This is a genomic window from Acidovorax sp. sif0632, assembly GCF_019218805.1.
GTDB classification, from domain to species: Bacteria; Pseudomonadota; Gammaproteobacteria; order Burkholderiales; family Burkholderiaceae_C; genus Acidovorax; species Acidovorax facilis.
On the sequence record NZ_JAHUWW010000003.1, the window covers coordinates 180,070 to 195,823 of the forward strand.

Sequence of the window (15,754 nt, forward strand, 5' to 3'; positions counted from 1 at the left end):
GAGGGCGTCGTCCCCCTTCCCGGCGAAGCCGAGAGAAGGGGGAAGCGGCGCAGCCGCTCAGGGGGTTGCTCTTAATACATACCCAATGCGCGGGAAGTGCACATGCACCGTGCCCGCGCGCGGGTCCGTACGCCGCAGTGTGTAGCGGGTGCGGGTGGCAGCAATCAGCTCGCCCTCGGTGGGCTCCGTGCCAAAGCTCTCGGCGGAAATCGTGACCTGGCTGCCCAGCGGGATGCCGTGTTCGTCCTGGAACACGTCGTCCATCAGGGGCAAAGGGTCCATGCCCGCAGCTACCGTGACGGCGTCCTGAGCGCTGAACTTTTCCATGCGGCCATGGCCCAGCGCTGCGATGCGGTCCATCCACTCCAGCACGGCGGGGGTGGCGGCAAAGATGTCGGCCATCACCGGCACACACTGGCGCGTGAACCACAGCGGGTGGTAGGCCGCAAAGTCGGCCAAGCAGGGCTCGGCACCGAACAAAAAGTCGTGCTCCTCGGCCATGTGGGCGATGCGGCGCAGGTACGAGCGGTAGGCAGCAGTCGCGTCGGCCGGTCGCAGGCGCTGCATGCCCGCGCTCATCTCGCGGCGGTCTTCGCCAAACACTTGCGCGGCGGCTGGCGGCAAGTTGGCAAACAGCACCGCAGCGCCTTTGGGCTGCAGGTTGTAGGCCATGGCGGCCCAGAACAGCGTGCTATCCGCCCACTGTGCAAACACACGCGCCACGCCCTTGAGGTGCGGCGGGTACAGCACCGGCTCGGGCTGTTCATGCTCCAGCACATCGCAGATGAGGGCCGAATCGCAATAGATGTCGGCACCGATCTGCAAGAACGGCGTCTTGCGGTAACCCCCCGTGAGCGCCACCACATCGGGCTTGGGCATGACGCTGGGGATGATCACGGACTTCCAGGCCAGCTGCTTGAAGCCGAGCACCGCGCGGATCTTTTCGGAGAACGGCGACGAGGGGTAGTGGTGCAGGATGAGGTGGGACATGGGGTTCTCCGCAAAATTCTGTAGGGTGAATCAGGCCGGGAGCGCGCGGGCCAGGATGGCGTCAAGGTTGACACCCGCGCCCAGCGTGCCAAAGCTGTAGCCCCAGTCGCCTGAGAGGCGCGAGTCGCAAAACGCGCGAAAAACGGCACCGGGCGCACTGCGCAGCAGCAGGGCCGCCTGCACGGCCAGCGCCACATCCTGCGCGAGGCGCCGGGCCTCGGCCTCGGTGGTCATGGCGTCCACGCGCAGGGGCAGTGCGCCGGCCAGACGGTCCAGCGCCGGGTGGGCGCCGCGTGCGGGTGCCAGTTCGGCGTCCAGAGCGGCAGCGGTGTCGGCGCGGCGCACGGCGCGCATCAAATCCAGCGCCATGATGTTGCCCGCGCCTTCCCAGATGGAGTTGAGCGGCATCTCGCGGTAGATGCGGGCCATCACGCCTTCGCCGCCCTCTTCCACATAGCCGTTGCCGCCCAGGCATTCCATGGCCTCCTGCGCAAACACGCTGCCGCGCTTGCACACCCAGAACTTGGCCACGGGTGTGAGCAGGCGGGCCATGATGGCCTCGTGCTCGCTCTTGTCTTTGTGGTCAAAGGCGCTCGCAAGCCTTATGGAGAGAGCGGTAGCCGCTTCACTTTCCAGCGCCAGATCGGCGAGCACGTTGCGCATGAGTGGCTGGTCGATGAGCTTCTTGCCAAAGGCCGAGCGCTGGCGCGTGTGGTGCAGAGCGATGCTGAGCGCCTGGCGCATGAGGCCGCTGGTGCCTAAAGCGCAATCGAGCCGCGTCATGGTGCCCATCTCCAGGATCTGCGCCACGCCACGGCCTTCCTCGCCCACGCGCCAGGCCAAGGCGTTGATAAATTCGACCTCGGAGCTGGCATTGGCGTGGTTGCCCAACTTGTCTTTCAGGCGCTGGATGCGGATGGTATTGACCGCACCCCCACCACCATCGGGCAGCACGCGCGGCAAGAAGAAGCAGGTAAGCCCGCCGGGTGCCTGCGCCAGGATCAGGAAGGCGTCGCACATGGGGGCCGAGAAGAACCATTTGTGGCCGGTGATGCGGTAGCGCGCGCCCCAGGCGTCTTCACCATCGTGCACAGCCTGTGTGGTGTTGGCGCGCACGTCCGATCCGCCCTGCTTCTCGGTCATGCCCATGCCCATGGTGAGCGCAGATTTCTGCGAGAACAGCGCGAGGCGCGGGTCGTACTGCGTGCTCGCCAAACCCTTGCTCCAATCCGCCCATACCGCTGAATTGCCTCGCAATGCCGGGGTCACGGCGTAGCTCATCGACACGGGGCACAGCACCGAGGGCTCGGCTTCGGTGAACAGCATGAAGCCTGCGGCCCGCTCGGTATGCGCGTGGCCCGTGTCCTGGCGCGACCACGGCGTGGCGTGCAGGCCGTGGCGCAGCGCAGTGCCGATGAGCGCGTGGTAGCTGGGGTGGAACTCCACCACATCGGTGCGATGGCCGAAGCGGTCGTGGGTGCGCAGTTGGGGTTTGTAGGTGTTGGCGAGCCGAGCATGGGTCTGCATTTCGGCCGATCCCATCTCCGCGCCCAGCGCCGCGAGGCCCGCCAGCGGCAGGCTGGGGGCATGCAGGCGCAGCGCGTCCTGCAAGGGCTGGTTGGCGGTGAAGAGGTTCACATCGGCCCAGGGCGTGCTCTGGTTGAACACCTCATGGGTGGCGGCAGGGCTGGCAGCGGTCATGGCGGCTCCTCAGGCAGTGGGGCTGTCACCCCGTCTCAGCATTTCGATGTGGGGGATATCGTCTTCCAGGTACTCATCGGACACGGCCTCAAAACCCAGGCTGCCGTAGAAGCCCTGCAGATGGGCCTGCGCGCTGATGCGGATGCCCCGCCCCGGCCATGCCTGGCTGCAGCGAGCGATGCCCTCGGCCATCAGCGCCCTGCCCGTGCCGTTGCCCCGCGCTTCCTTGGCGGTGACCACGCGGCCGATGGAGGGCTCGGGGTAGTTCACGCCCGGGTCCACCACGCGCAGGCAGGCCTGCGCCACCCCGGCCTCGTCGTAGCCCAGCAGGTGGTAGGACTGCTTGTCCGCCCCGTCCGGGTCCTGGTAAGGGCCCTGCTCCAGGATGAACACCTTGCAGCGCAGCGCCAGCGCATCGTGCAGGGCGTGCACGCCCAGGTCGTCGAAGCGGGCCCAGGTCCAACGCATTAGAACCTGCTCCCGGCCTTTTCATGGGGTGCGTTGCCCCACAAAGGCAGTGGATGCAAGGCGCCCACCGAAAGCCGCACTGATGTGCGGCGAGGATGGGCAACGCAGCAGACGCTGCCTTTGCGGGGCAACCCGGAGGGCATGGCAGCAAACAGCCACGCTCGTCGTTGCCCACCTTGCCCAGGCCGCCAGCATGGGCTGCGGTGGACGCCTAGATCGTGACTGTTTGCTGTCATGCGCACCCCATGAAAAGGCCGGGAGCAGGTTCTTAGATCAGCTTCACCAGCTGTTTGCCGAAGTTTTTGCCCTTGAGCAAGCCCAGGAAGGCCTCGGGCGCGGCGGCGATGCCCTGCGCAATGGTCTCGCGTGGGCGCAGCTTGCCGGTGCCGACCAGCGTGCCCAGTTCCTTGAGCGCATCAGGCCAGACTTCCATGTGCTCGCTCACAATGAAGCCTTCGACTTTCATGCGGTTGATGAGCATGAGCGCGGGGTTGGCCATGGGCAGCGGCGCGCCGTCGTAGCCAGCGATCATCCCGCACAGGGCAATGCGGCTGAAGGCGTTCATGCGCAGCATGACGGCGTCCATGATCCAGCCGCCCACGTTTTCGAAGTAGCCATCGATGCCGTTGGGGCACGCTTCCTTCAGGGCCTTGGACATGGCCTTCACGTCGCTGTGTTCCTTGTAGTCGATGCAGGCGTCAAAGCCCAGCTCTTCCACTGCGTACTTGCACTTGTCGGCGCCACCGGCAATACCCACCGCACGGCAGCCGCGCGCCTTGGCCAATGCGGCAAACGCGCTGCCCACCGCGCCGGTAGCGGCGCTTACCACCACGGTGTCGCCTTCCTTGGGCGCAATGATCTTGACCAGGCCGTACCAGGCGGTCACGCCAGGCATGCCCACGGCGCCCAGGTAGTGCGACAGCGGCACATGGGTCGTATCGACCTTGCGCAGCGCGCCGGGCTGGTCGGCATTGACCACGCTGTACTCCTGCCAGCCACCCATGCCCACCACCTTGTCGCCCACCGCGTACTTGGGGTGCTTGCTTTCGGCCACTTCGCCCACAGTGCCGCCGATCATGACTTCGCCCAGCGCCTGCGATGCGGCGTAGCTCTTGCTCTCGTTCATGCGGCCGCGCATATAGGGATCCAGGCTCAGAAAGTGGTGGCGTACCAGCACCTCGCCGTCCTTGAGCGCGGGCGTGTCGGTGGCCACCAGCTTGAAGTTGCTGACCACGGCTTCGCCTTGGGGGCGGTTGTCGAGAACGATTTGTTGGTTGCGTGGCATGAGAGGCTCCTTCAGAATGTCTATCACTATGAATTCAATAGCTACTAGCGCTTATGGATAAAGCGCCAGGGGCCAATTTGGCTTAAAAATCTGACTCAATCGGTGGAAATGACCTTGAGGTCATTCACATTGCGCCCATCGACTGGCAGGCGCCGCACGTACTTGAACGTGCCGGTGGCATGGCAACACACCTTGCCCTGCGCGTCATACACCGTGCCTTCGGTAAAAGCCATGGTGGCCGTGCGGTGAATGAGCCGCCCCTTGGCCACCAGCGGCCCGCGTGCGGGCTGCATGAAGCTGGTCTTCATCTCAATGGTGACCACGCCCATGTCGGGCGTCTCGCTGCGCGCCGCCGTGGCCATGGTCACGTCCAGCAGCGTCATCGACGCACCGCCGTGGGTCACGGCAAACGAGTTCAAGTGCTCGGGCTGAGCTTCGTAATGCAGCTCAGACTCGCCGCCTTCCATACGCTGCAGCGTGAAGCCCAGGTGGTGGACAAAGGGAATTTCGACACCGAAACTTTTCAAGGGATTTCCTCAGAACACAAACCTCAAATACTGGCGCGGCCCAGACCAGGGCAGCCGAGCAAGGGCCGCCCCGCAGCGAGGGCTGCGTCCTCCTTCCCGGCGAAACCGAGAGAAGGGGGAAGGAGCGCAGCGCCTCAGGGGGATGCTCACCCGCCGGTGACGATACTCACGCCCCCGTCCACCGCCAGCCATTGGCCGGTGATGTGCTTGCCCGCATCCGACGCGTACAACGCGCACAGGCCCTTCAAATCTTCATCATCGCCGAGACGGCCCAGCGGGGCGTGGGCGGCCAGCGCTTCCTCGCCCATGGCCTTGAGCGTACCCACCGTCATTTTGCTTGGGAAGAAGCCCGGGCAGATGGCGTTGACGCGGATGTTGTACGCGCCCCATTCAGCGGCCAGGGCCCGTGTGAAGTTGATCACCGCGCCCTTGGAGGTGTTGTAAGCAATGGTGTTCATGCCCTTGGGGTTGCCGCCCAAGCCTGCGATGGACGCTACGTTGATGATGCTGCCGCTGCGGCGCGCGATCATGCTGTGTTTGGCGATGTGCTGACTCAGGATGAAGTAACCGCGCACGTTGAGGTTCATCACCTTGTCCCACGCGTCCACGGGGTGGTCTTCGGCAGGGGCCCCCCAGGCTGCGCCTGCGTTGTTGACGAGGATGTCCACATGGCCCAGGCGCTCCAGGGTCTCGTCGGCCAGGCGCCGGATGTCGTCTTCCTTGGCGCAATCAGCGGCGATCCACCGTGCGTCGATACCCGCAGCCTGCAGGTCGGCGGCGGCCTCTTCCAGGTCAGACGCCTTGCGCGAGCTGAGCATGATCTTGGCGCCCGCTTCGCCCAGCGCGTGGGCCAGTTGCAGTCCCAGGCCGCGCGAGCCGCCGGTGACCAGTGCGGTCTTGCCGGTGAGGTCAAACAGTTGTTGGATGGTACGGGTCATGCTGAAAGTCTCCTTCGGTTTTGGATGGATCTGTCGTTGGGTGTTTGCCCCACGCGCCCGAGGATTGTGCGATGCAATGCGGGCGCTTTGTGTCGCGGGGGTGTCGGGCGTTCAGCTAAGAGCCTGTTCAAAATTTTTCTGGAGCCGCACAAGTGCCTTGCCGGGATGGGATGCAAGGCGCGGTGCGCCGCCGATAGCCCGTGCTATCGGCAAGCGCCGCAACGCCGTAGACCGCCCGGCAAGGCACTTGCCCGCAGGGTTGGAGTGAAATCGGGCGATTGGACGCCCCGGCTGCTTGCATGGGCATGAGCCCATGCGGCGCATCCGAAGCATCCACTCCTCCCGATTGCACTCCAATGCGGTCTCCAAAAAGACTTTGAACAGGCTCTAAGGGCCGGGGTCGGTGTGCAACCGGGCCCGCACCGCGATCAGCACCACACCCACCACGGCCAGCACCCCGCCGCCCACGATGAGGCTCCAGCCCAGAGCCTCATCGGTGCGGGCGGTGGCGATGCCCAGTATCAGCGTGAGCAACCCGCCGAAAATCAGCAGCCAGATGAGCTTGTGCAGGCGTTGCAGGGTGAGTTGCGCCGCCATCAAAATGCCTCTTCAGGGAAGGCCGCGCAGGTGGCATCGCGCGTGCTCACCACCTGCAGCCAGGCGCCGATCTTGGGCAGCTCGTAGTGGAAGAAAAAGCGCATGCCGCCCATGCGTCCCACGCTCGCGGGCTGGGCCAGATCGGCATCCCGGGCCAGCGTGGCCAGGGCCACGTCCAGCCAAACCCAGGCGAGCACCGTGTGGCCAAAGGCCTGCATGTAGGGCACGGCATTGGCCAGCGCATCGGCAGGCTGGCCCGTGGCCCAGGCGGCCTTGGTGGCGGCGCCCACGTCCTGCAGCGCCTTGCCCAGCGCATTGGCATGGGCCGCCAGTGCGGGCACCTGGATCGCACGCTCGATGGTGGCGTTGATGCGCCCGGCCAGCAGTTGCAGGCCGCGCCCGCCCTCCATCAGCACCTTGCGGCCCAGCAGGTCCATGGCCTGGATGCCGTGGGTGCCCTCGTGGATCATGTTCAGGCGGTTGTCGCGCCAGTACTGCTCCACCGGGAAGTCGCGGGTGTAGCCATAGCCACCATGGATCTGGATGGCCAATGAGTTGGCCTCCAGGCAGAACTCGCTGGGCCAGCTCTTGGCAATGGGGGTGAGCACCTCCAGCAGCAGGCGGGCTTCGTCGGCCGCCGCCGCGTCGCCCGTGTGCTGCTCGTCCACCAGCTTGGCGCAAAACAGGTTGAGCGCGAGCGCCCCTTCGCCATACGACTTCTGGGCCAGCAGCATGCGCTTGACGTCGGCGTGTTCGATGATGCGCACCTGGGGCTGGGCGGCGTCCTTGACCACGGCAGCGGCGCCATCCTTGGGGCCCTGCACCGGGCGCCCTTGGGGCCGGTTCTTGGCGTAGTCCAGGCTGGCGTAATAGCCCGCCAGCCCCAGCATGGTGGCGGCCATGCCGATGCCGATGCGCGCCTCGTTCATCATGTGGAACATGCAGTGCAGGCCCTTGCCGGGCTGGCCCACCAGGTAGCCCACGGCCCCGGCCTTGCCCTCAACCGGGAACCTGCCTTCACCGAAATTAAGCAGCGTGTTGGTGGTACCGCGCCAGCCCAGCTTGTGGTTGAGGCCCGCCAGCGCCACGTCGTTGCGTACGCCGGTGAGCTTGCCTTCGGTGTCCACCAGCTTCTTGGGCACGATGAACAACGAGATGCCCTTGGTGCCCGGCACCAGCTTGCCGTCCGGCCCCGGGATCTTGGCCAGCACCAGGTGCACGATGTTTTCGGTCAGCTCATGGTCGCCCGAGCTGATCCACATCTTGTTGCCCGTGAGGCGATACCTTGCACCCAATGGGTCGGCCTCGAAGCCATCGCCATCAGGCACTGCGCGCGTGGCCACATCCGACAGCGAGGAGCCCGCCTGCGGCTCGGACAGACACATGGTGCCCGACCAACGCCCGTTGAATTCATTGAGTGCAAACACCTGCTTTTGCGCCTCGGTGCCATGCACCATGAGCAGGTTGGCGTTGCCCGAAGTCAGCAGGTTCGAGCCGATGCTGATGGATGCCACCGCAAAGAAGCTGTTGGCGGCCGCCTCGACGGCATAGGGCAGCTGCATGCCGCCGACCTCGTAGTCCTGCGCAGCCGACAACAGGCCGGATTCTGCGTAGGCCTTGCGCGCCTCGTAGGTCGCCTGGGGCAGGATGACCTTTTCACCGTCGAAGTGTGGCTCCTCGATGTCTACGGTGCGGTTGAAGGGCGCGTACTTCTCGCGAGCGATGCGCTCGCAGGTGTCGAGCACCGCATCGAAGGTTTCGCGCGAGTGGTCTGCAAAACGCGTGCGGGCCGTGAGGGACTGGGCATCGAGCCAGTCATACAGCAGAAAGTCGAGCGTGGAACGCAGGGTCATCAGAAGGTCTCCTTGTGGCTGCGTGCATGCCCGATCTCCAATGGCCTGATAGGGCTCAGCGTGCAGGCAGCACGATGTTCTTGAAACACCAGTAGTCCATGTCCGAATCGGGCTTGGGCTGGCAATTGGCTTCTCCGAGCTGCAGGCGTGTGGCACCTGCAGGCAGTGGCGGGAACGTGATCTTGACGAGCTTGTTGCGGCCGGGCTTGACCACATCCATCTTCACGTTGCAGAAAGACAGGCCTCCAATCGACAGCTGCTGCAGCACAGTGCCGGTGCCCAGGTCCTTGAGCGTGAACGCATCGGGCGAGCCAGTGGGTTGCGCACAGGCCTCGAACGATTCATCGGTGGTGTTCTTGACGGCAAGCGTCACCCGCGTCTGTTTGGCGTCCACCACGATGTCCTGCAAAACCACGTCGGAGTCCGACTCCAGCGGCAGCTGGAGCTTGTAGGTCTGGCTCTGGGCATGGGCAACGCATGCCACGGCAAGGGCCGAGAGGGCGACACAGTGGCGAAAGGAAGGAAGCAGACAACGCATGGGAGGTACCGGGTTCGAGATGGAGAAAGGAGACAGGTTCAGGGCCACAGGCAAGCCGGTGGTCGCGCGGATTCTGCCCGCGCCAACCGCGCTGACGGGCGTATCACGCCCCGGCAAAGCAACAATTTGTAGCCAGCGCCTCTTCACCCCCCTGGACCCTGCTCGGCCCTGGTGTCTTCCTCTCATCCCCTTCTACCGGCAGTTCAGGCATCCATCTGAAATTTGCTGGGCGGAAAGCCAACGCATGTGGTCCGCCCATGGGCCTCACCACCGCTGCTTGCGCCACCCACAAAGGGGCAAGCGCACAGCGAACCCGTGAACGTGTCGCCTGTTGCGCAGCCCCCAAGCCAAGTTTTACAGCACTTCGAAAATGCCCGCAGCGCCCATGCCGCCACCAATGCACATCGTCACGCACACCTTCTTCGCACCACGGCGCTTGCCTTCGATAAGCGCGTGGCCCGTGAGGCGCTGGCCCGACACACCGTAGGGGTGGCCCACGGCAATCGCGCCGCCGTTCACGTTCAGGCGGTCGGCCGGAATGCCCAGCTTGTCGCGGCAGTACAGCACCTGCACGGCAAAGGCTTCGTTCAGCTCCCACAGGTCGATGTCCTGCACGGTGAGGCCCAGCTTTTTCAGCACCTTGGGCACGGCAAACACGGGGCCGATGCCCATTTCGTCGGGCTCGCAGCCTGCCACCGCAAAGCCGAGGAAGCGGCCCAGGGGCTTGAGGCCCTTCTTGCTGGCGTACTCTTCGCTGGTCACCACGCAGGCGCCGGCGCCGTCGGAGAACTGGCTGGCGTTGCCGGCAGAGATCAAACCGCCAGGCAGCGCCGAGCGCAGGCCGCTGATGGCTTCTACCGTCGTGCCTTCGCGTGTGCCTTCATCCTTGCTCACGGTGACCTGCTTGGTGATCAGGCCCAGCGTTTTGTCGGCCACACCGGCGGTCACGGTGATGGGGGCGATTTCTGCGTCGAACAAGCCAGCGGCCTGCGCTGCGCAAGCCTTCTGCTGGCTGGCGGCACCGTATTCGTCCATGGCTTCGCGGCCGATGTTGTAGCGCTTGGCCACTTGCTCGGCGGTCTGCAGCATGCTCCAGTAGATCTCGGGCTTTTGCTTGGCCAAGGCCAGGTCCTGGATCATGTGCAGGTTCATCTCCTGCTGCACGCAGGAGATGCTTTCGACACCACCGGCCACGAACACATCGGCTTCGCCAGCGATGATGCGCTGGGCGGCCATGGCAATGGTCTGCAGGCCCGACGAGCAGAAGCGGTTGACGGTGACACCGGAGGCGGTGATGGGCAGGCCAGCCTTCAGGGCAATCTGGCGCGCGATGTTGCTGCCTGTGGCACCTTCGGGTGTCGCGCAGCCCATGATGACGTCGTCCACGTCAGCGCCGTCGATGCCGGCGCGCAACACGGCGTGCTGCACGGCATGGCCGCCCAGGGTGGCGCCATGCGTCATGTTGAAAGAACCCTTCCAGCTCTTGGCGAGCGGCGTGCGGGCGGTGGAAACAATCACTGCGGAGGTCATGTGAATTCCTTTGATTCTGTAGATGGGTGCACGCGGCTATTTACTGGAAGGCCTTGCCTTCGGCGGCCAGCTTGGCTAGCAGCGGAGCGGGCTTCCAGAACGCTGCGTCATCCAGCGGGTTCTTGGCAAAACGGTCCATGGCCTGCACCACGTTGAACAGACCCACTTCGCTGGCGTAGTGCATGGGGCCGCCACGGTGGATGGGGAAACCGTAGCCGGTCAGGTACACCATATCGATGTCGCCGGACTTGCTGGCGATGCCGTCTTCCAGGATGTGCGCGCCTTCGTTGACCAGGGCGAACACCAGGCGCTGCACGATTTCTTCGTCCGAAATCTTGCGCGGCGTGATGCCCAGCTCCTTGCGGTGGTCTTCGATCATCTTGTTGACCAGGTCGCTCGGGATCGCGTCGCGCTTGCCGGCCTGGTAGTCGTACCAGCCTGCGCCGGTCTTCTGGCCGAAGCGGCCCAGTTCACACAGCTTGTCGGCCGTGCGGCTGTACTTCATGTCGGCACGTTCGACGGAACGGCGCTTGCGGATGGCCCAGCCAATGTCGTTGCCCGCCAGGTCGCCCATGCGGAACGGACCCATGGCAAAGCCAAACTTTTCGATGGCCTTGTCCACCTGCTGGGGCGTGCAGCCTTCGTCCAGCAGGAAGCCAGCCTGGCGGCTGTACTGCTCGATCATGCGGTTGCCGATGAAACCATCGCACACGCCCGAGACCACCGAGGTCTTCTTGATCTTCTTGCCAATCGCCATCACCGTGGCCAGCACGTCTTTGGCGGTCTCCTTGCCACGCACCACTTCCAGCAGCTTCATCACGTTGGCAGGGCTGAAGAAGTGCATGCCCACCACGTCCTGCGGACGCTTGGTAAACGCTGCGATCTTGTCCACGTCGAGCGTGGAGGTGTTGGACGCCAGAATGGCGCCAGGCTTGGCCACAGCGTCGAGCTGCTTGAACACGGCTTCCTTGACGCCCATTTCTTCGAACACGGCTTCGATGATGAGGTCGCAGTCCTTGAGATCGTCGTAGCTCAGCGTGGTACTCAGCAGGGCCATGCGCTGCTCGTACTTGTCCTGCTTGAGCTTGCCCTTCTTGACCTGGGCTTCGTAGTTCTTCTTGATCGTGGCCACGCCGCGGTCCAGGGCTTCCTGCTTCATTTCCAGGATCTTGACGGGGATACCTGCGTTCAGGAAGTTCATGGAAATGCCGCCGCCCATGGTGCCCGCACCAATCACACCCACCAGCTTGATGTCGCGCTTGGGGGTGTCGGATGCGACATCAGGGATCTTGCTCGCCGCACGCTCGGCCATAAACAGGTGGCGCAGTGCGCGCGACTCGGGCGTCCACATCAGGTTGATGAAGATCTCGCGCTCGACCAGCATGCCTTCTGCGAACTTCTTCTTGGTGGCGGCTTCAACCGCGTCCACGCACTTGGCGGGTGCGGGGAAGTTCTTGGCCATGCCCTTGACCATGTTGCGCGCGAACTGGAAGTACGCGTCGCCTTCGGGGTGCTTGCAGGGGAAGTTGCGCACCAAGGGCAGCGGGCGGGCATCCGCCACGCTCTGGGCAAACGCCAGGGCTTCTGCGGCCAGCGATTCGGCCGACGCTGCCATCTTGTCAAACAGCTTCTGGCCGGGCACGGCGCCAATCATTTCACTCTTGACGGGCTCGCCGCTCACGATGAGGTTGAGCGCGGCTTCCACACCAATCACGCGGGGCAGGCGCTGGGTACCGCCTGCGCCAGGGATCAGGCCCAGCTTGACTTCGGGCAGTGCAATCGAGCAGCCAGGCGCTGCGATGCGGTAGTGGCAACCCAGGGCCAGCTCCAGCCCGCCGCCCATGGCCACGCTGTGCATGGCGGCCACGACAGGCTTGGCCGAGTTTTCAATGGCGGCAATCACCGAAAGCAGGTTGGGTTCTTGCAGTGACTTGTCGGTGCCGAACTCCTTGATGTCGGCGCCGCCAGAGAACGCACCACCGGCACCGGTGATCACGATGGACGTGACCGCTGCATCGGCATTGGCACGGCCAAGGCCGTCCACAATGCCCTGGCGGGTCGCCAGACCGAGTCCGTTGACGGGAGGGTTGGCCATGGTGATCACGGCAACGGAGCCGTGGACTTTGTATTCAGCGGTCATGGTGCTGTTGTTCCTTGGAAAGTGAAAAAGAACGATCGTGCGTTTTTATTGTAGAGACTTCAAACCCATTTGGCGTGTCAATTTGTCCCGGGCGGGACAAGGGGGTTGGGGAGAACCCCTCGCCTGATGGTTCCACAGGCAAAAAAAGAGGCGCTACCGTTCAGGGGCGCCTCGTGAAAATCATAGTGGGCGGCTGTAGCTGGGTGTACGCCTTACGAGCAAGCCGCTGAAACTGGCGCGCCCCAAGCCAGTGCAGCCAAGCAAGGGCCGCCCCGCAGCGAGGGCTGCGTCCCCCTTCCCGAGTCGCGCAGCGATTCGAGAGAAGGGGGAAGGCGCGCAGCGCCTCAGGGGGATGGCCCCGCTAAACTTCAAGCCATTCCTTGCGGATGTAGTTGTCGGCTCGCAGGCTGTCCGGTGTGCCCTGGAACACGATCGAGCCATGCCCCATGACCAACGCGCGGTCCGAGATCTTCATGGCGATGGTCAGCTTCTGCTCGATCAGCAGCACCGAGATACCCCGCGCCTTGATGGTCTGCAGGTACTGCCCCACCAGCTCGACAATCTTTGGGGCCAGGCCTTCGGTGGGCTCGTCGATGATGATCAGGTCGGGGTCGCCCATCAGCGTGCGGCATAGCGTAAGCATCTGCTGCTCCCCGCCCGACATCACGCCCGCCTCTGTGTGCTGGCGCTCCTTGAGGCGCGGGAACATCTCGTACATGTCGTCAAACGACCAGCGGCTGCCCTTGCCTTTGCCTTTCTGGCCCAGCAGCAAGTTCTGGTGCACGGTGAGGTTGGGGAACACATCGCGGCTTTCGGGCACGTAGCCCACCCCCAGGTGGGCGATCTCGTAAGCCTTCTTGCCGTTGAGGTCCTGCCCCTTCCAGCTCAGCGTGCCCTCCCAGTCCACCAGGCCCATGATGGCCTTGGCGGTGGTGGAACGGCCCGAGCCGTTACGCCCCAGCAGGGCCACGATTTCACCGGGTTGTACGTCGAAGGTCACGCCATGCAGCACATGGCTCTTGCCGTAATAGGCGTGGAGATTTTCGATTTTCAGCATGTCAATGTCCCGCCCCTTGCTCGTCCGCAACGACAGAGCCCAGATAGGCCTCCTGCACGCGCTGGTTGGCGCGCACCTTGTCGGGCGTGTCATAGGCAATGACCTCGCCATAGACCACCACAGCAATCTTGTCCGCCAGGCCAAAGACCACGCCCATGTCATGCTCCACCGTCAGCAGCGTGCGGCCTTCGGTCACTTCCTTGATGAGGTGGATGAAGCGCGTGGTCTCGGTCTTGCTCATGCCGGCCGTGGGCTCGTCGAGCAGGATCACGTTGGCACCACCCGCGATGGTGATGCCGATCTCCAGGGCGCGCTGCTCGGCATAGGTGAGGTTCATCGCCAGCGTGTCGCGCTTCTTGTCGAGCTTGATCATTTCCATGAGCTGCTTGGCGCGCTCATTGGCATCGTGCAGGTTCGACAGGAAACGCAGGAAGGTGTACTTGTAGCCCATGCTCCAGAGCACACCGCAGCGCAGGTTCTCGAACACCGAGAGCTTGGGAAAGATGTTCGTGATCTGGAAGCTGCGCGACAGCCCCTTGCGGTTGATCTCATACGGCGCCAGCCCGTTGATGCGCTGGCCGTTGAGAATCACATCCCCGCTTGTGGGCGCAAAACGCCCACTGATGAGGTTGAACAGCGTGGACTTGCCCGCGCCATTGGGGCCGATGATGGCCACGCGTTCGCCCGAGGCCACGGACAGGTTCACGCCACGGATAATTTCCGTCTTGCCAAAGCTCTTGCGCAGGTCGCGCAGTTCCAGGGCATAGGTGGTGTTGGTTGGGTTGTCAGCTGCCATGTTTACAGCGCCTCCCCACGCTTGATTTCATGTTCGATCTCTTCCTGGATCGTGCTCCACTGCCGCAGGAACTGGCGGCGGCAGAGTTCAAAAAGTCCAAAGCCCGTGACCATCACAAAAATGGCGCCAAACCAGCTCGTAAAGCCCGCGGCATTGAGCGTGGCCCCCAGGAACGTCAGTTCTGGCCCCAGGGCCGCGTTGAGCTGCAGGTGGTAGGTCATCTCGATCATGCAGGCTGCGCCCATCACCCCCACCAGCGCCGTGCCGCCCAGCGCCAGGTAAGAACTCCAGAGCTGACGCAGCTTGCCGTACTTGGCCAGCCGCAGGTTCATCATGATCAGGCTGGCAATCCCTCCGGGCGCATACATCACCATGAACAGGAACACCAGGCCCAGGTACAACAACCATGCCTTGGACAGTTCGGACAGCAACACCGACGCCAGCACCAACAGCACCGCGCCGATGATGGGGCCGAAGAAGAACGTTGCCCCGCCGAGGAAGGTAAATAGCAGGTAGCCGCCGGAGCGAATCACGCTCAGGCTGTCAGCTCCCGTGATGATCTCGAAGTTGATGGTGGCCAGCCCACCTCCGATGCCAGCAAAAAAGCCCGCGATGATGAACGCGAAGTAGCGCACACGCTGCGTGTTGTAGCCGATGAACTCTACGCGCTCGGGGTTGTCGCGCACAGCGTTCAGGATGCGGCCCAGCGGCGTGCCGGTGAATGCAAACATGGCGGCAGTGCAGACAAAACAGTACGCTGCAATCAGGTAGTACACCTGAATCGCAGGCCCGAAACTGATGCCAAAGAAGGCTTTGCCATACACCCGGTCCGTGGTGATGCCGCCTTCTCCGCCGAAGAACTCGGGGAACATCAGCGCCATGGAAGCCACCAGTTCGCCAATACCCAGCGTGATCATGGCGAAGGTGGTGCCCGACTTCTTGGTAGTGACAAAACCGAGCAGGATGGCAAAAAATGCCCCTGCCAGTCCGCCCACCAGTGGGATGAAAACCAGCGGAATGTGCACAGAGCCCTTGGTCGCCATGTTCATTGCATGAATGGCGATGAACGAACCCAGGCCGGTGTAGACCGCATGGCCAAAGCTCAGCATGCCGCCCTGCCCCAGCAGGATGTTGTAGGACAGGCAGATGATGATCAGGTAGCCGATCTGCGAGAGCATGGTCAGCGCCAGGCTGCTGCGAAACAGCATGGGCGCCACGATGAGCATGACCGCGAACAACGTCCAGATGATGAGGCGCCCGACGTTCCAGGGCTTGAACCGGTAGTGCGACGTGGCGCTGGAAGCGACAGTAGTGGTTGTAGTGGAATTCATGGC

14 protein-coding genes are annotated in these 15,754 nt (G+C 63.8%); all 14 read right to left on the reverse strand.

From position 1 onward, the window contains the following. Nucleotides 1-57: 57 nt before the first annotated feature. Entirely contained in the window at nucleotides 58-990 is a 933-nt protein-coding gene (locus tag KW832_RS10725) for a glutathione S-transferase family protein (RefSeq protein ID WP_218299889.1), read from the reverse strand. Between the two features lie 30 nt (nucleotides 991-1,020). Continuing rightward, nucleotides 1,021-2,691 carry an isovaleryl-CoA dehydrogenase gene (locus tag KW832_RS10730; protein WP_218299890.1) on the reverse strand — a complete coding sequence of 557 codons (1,671 nt, stop codon included), beginning with the start codon at nucleotides 2,689-2,691 and terminating at the stop codon, nucleotides 1,021-1,023. 9 nt (nucleotides 2,692-2,700) lie between these two features. Beyond that, entirely contained in the window at nucleotides 2,701-3,159 is a 459-nt protein-coding gene (locus tag KW832_RS10735) for a GNAT family N-acetyltransferase (protein WP_218299891.1), read from the reverse strand. Between the two features lie 268 nt (nucleotides 3,160-3,427). Continuing rightward, complete coding sequence (locus KW832_RS10740) at nucleotides 3,428-4,444, reverse strand: NADP-dependent oxidoreductase (protein WP_218299892.1); 1,017 nt, start codon at nucleotides 4,442-4,444, stop codon at nucleotides 3,428-3,430. 95 nt (nucleotides 4,445-4,539) lie between these two features. Then, nucleotides 4,540-4,971 carry a PaaI family thioesterase gene (locus KW832_RS10745; protein ID WP_121420368.1) on the reverse strand — a complete coding sequence of 144 codons (432 nt, stop codon included), beginning with the start codon at nucleotides 4,969-4,971 and terminating at the stop codon, nucleotides 4,540-4,542. Nucleotides 4,972-5,117: 146 nt separating this feature from the next. Beyond that, on the reverse strand, nucleotides 5,118-5,909 hold the full coding sequence (locus tag KW832_RS10750) for an SDR family oxidoreductase (protein ID WP_055394014.1): 792 nt from the start codon (nucleotides 5,907-5,909) through the stop codon (nucleotides 5,118-5,120). A 387-nt stretch (nucleotides 5,910-6,296) separates the two neighbouring features. Further along, on the reverse strand, nucleotides 6,297-6,506 hold the full coding sequence (locus tag KW832_RS10755; protein WP_218299893.1) for a hypothetical protein: 210 nt from the start codon (nucleotides 6,504-6,506) through the stop codon (nucleotides 6,297-6,299). After that, complete coding sequence (locus KW832_RS10760; protein WP_121506150.1) at nucleotides 6,506-8,359, reverse strand: acyl-CoA dehydrogenase; 1,854 nt, start codon at nucleotides 8,357-8,359, stop codon at nucleotides 6,506-6,508. The genes KW832_RS10755 and KW832_RS10760 overlap by 1 nt, the downstream gene beginning before the upstream one ends. A 55-nt stretch (nucleotides 8,360-8,414) precedes the next feature. Next, nucleotides 8,415-8,897 carry a hypothetical protein gene (locus KW832_RS10765; protein WP_218299894.1) on the reverse strand — a complete coding sequence of 161 codons (483 nt, stop codon included), beginning with the start codon at nucleotides 8,895-8,897 and terminating at the stop codon, nucleotides 8,415-8,417. Between the two features lie 354 nt (nucleotides 8,898-9,251). Beyond that, nucleotides 9,252-10,427, reverse strand: coding sequence for an acetyl-CoA C-acyltransferase (locus KW832_RS10770; protein WP_055394022.1), 1,176 nt, complete (start codon nucleotides 10,425-10,427; stop codon nucleotides 9,252-9,254). A 40-nt stretch (nucleotides 10,428-10,467) separates the two neighbouring features. After that, nucleotides 10,468-12,567 carry a 3-hydroxyacyl-CoA dehydrogenase NAD-binding domain-containing protein gene (locus KW832_RS10775; protein ID WP_055394024.1) on the reverse strand — a complete coding sequence of 700 codons (2,100 nt, stop codon included), beginning with the start codon at nucleotides 12,565-12,567 and terminating at the stop codon, nucleotides 10,468-10,470. 361 nt (nucleotides 12,568-12,928) lie between these two features. Beyond that, nucleotides 12,929-13,624: an ABC transporter ATP-binding protein gene (locus tag KW832_RS10780; protein ID WP_218299895.1), complete on the reverse strand. Its 696-nt coding sequence runs from the start codon at nucleotides 13,622-13,624 to the stop codon at nucleotides 12,929-12,931. 1 nt (nucleotide 13,625) lies between these two features. Further along, the gene (locus tag KW832_RS10785) at nucleotides 13,626-14,420 is read right to left on the reverse strand and encodes an ABC transporter ATP-binding protein (protein ID WP_055394028.1); all 795 of its coding nucleotides are present in this window, start codon (nucleotides 14,418-14,420) and stop codon (nucleotides 13,626-13,628) included. Between the two features lie 2 nt (nucleotides 14,421-14,422). Then, nucleotides 14,423-15,751 (reverse strand): branched-chain amino acid ABC transporter permease, encoded by a 1,329-nt coding sequence (locus tag KW832_RS10790; protein WP_121420374.1) that lies wholly within the window; start codon nucleotides 15,749-15,751, stop codon nucleotides 14,423-14,425. Nucleotides 15,752-15,754: the final 3 nt, after the last annotated feature.

Excerpts from the sequence above, each read along its gene's own strand:
- KW832_RS10765 (WP_218299894.1), bottom strand. The coding sequence starts at position 8,897 with ATGCGTTGTCTGCTTCCTTCCTTTCGCCACTGTGTCGCCCTCTCGGCC.
- KW832_RS10770 (WP_055394022.1), bottom strand. The coding sequence starts at position 10,427 with ATGACCTCCGCAGTGATTGTTTCCACCGCCCGCACGCCGCTCGCCAAG.
- KW832_RS10755 (WP_218299893.1), bottom strand. The coding sequence starts at position 6,506 with ATGGCGGCGCAACTCACCCTGCAACGCCTGCACAAGCTCATCTGGCTG.
- KW832_RS10750 (WP_055394014.1), bottom strand. The coding sequence starts at position 5,909 with ATGACCCGTACCATCCAACAACTGTTTGACCTCACCGGCAAGACCGCA.
- KW832_RS10790 (WP_121420374.1), bottom strand. The coding sequence starts at position 15,751 with ATGAATTCCACTACAACCACTACTGTCGCTTCCAGCGCCACGTCGCAC.
- KW832_RS10780 (WP_218299895.1), bottom strand. The coding sequence starts at position 13,624 with ATGCTGAAAATCGAAAATCTCCACGCCTATTACGGCAAGAGCCATGTG.
- KW832_RS10760 (WP_121506150.1), bottom strand. The coding sequence starts at position 8,359 with ATGACCCTGCGTTCCACGCTCGACTTTCTGCTGTATGACTGGCTCGAT.
- KW832_RS10740 (WP_218299892.1), bottom strand. The coding sequence starts at position 4,444 with ATGCCACGCAACCAACAAATCGTTCTCGACAACCGCCCCCAAGGCGAA.
- KW832_RS10730 (WP_218299890.1), bottom strand. The coding sequence starts at position 2,691 with ATGACCGCTGCCAGCCCTGCCGCCACCCATGAGGTGTTCAACCAGAGC.
- KW832_RS10775 (WP_055394024.1), bottom strand. The coding sequence starts at position 12,567 with ATGACCGCTGAATACAAAGTCCACGGCTCCGTTGCCGTGATCACCATG.
- KW832_RS10735 (WP_218299891.1), bottom strand. The coding sequence starts at position 3,159 with ATGCGTTGGACCTGGGCCCGCTTCGACGACCTGGGCGTGCACGCCCTG.
- KW832_RS10785 (WP_055394028.1), bottom strand. The coding sequence starts at position 14,420 with ATGGCAGCTGACAACCCAACCAACACCACCTATGCCCTGGAACTGCGC.
- KW832_RS10725 (WP_218299889.1), bottom strand. The coding sequence starts at position 990 with ATGTCCCACCTCATCCTGCACCACTACCCCTCGTCGCCGTTCTCCGAA.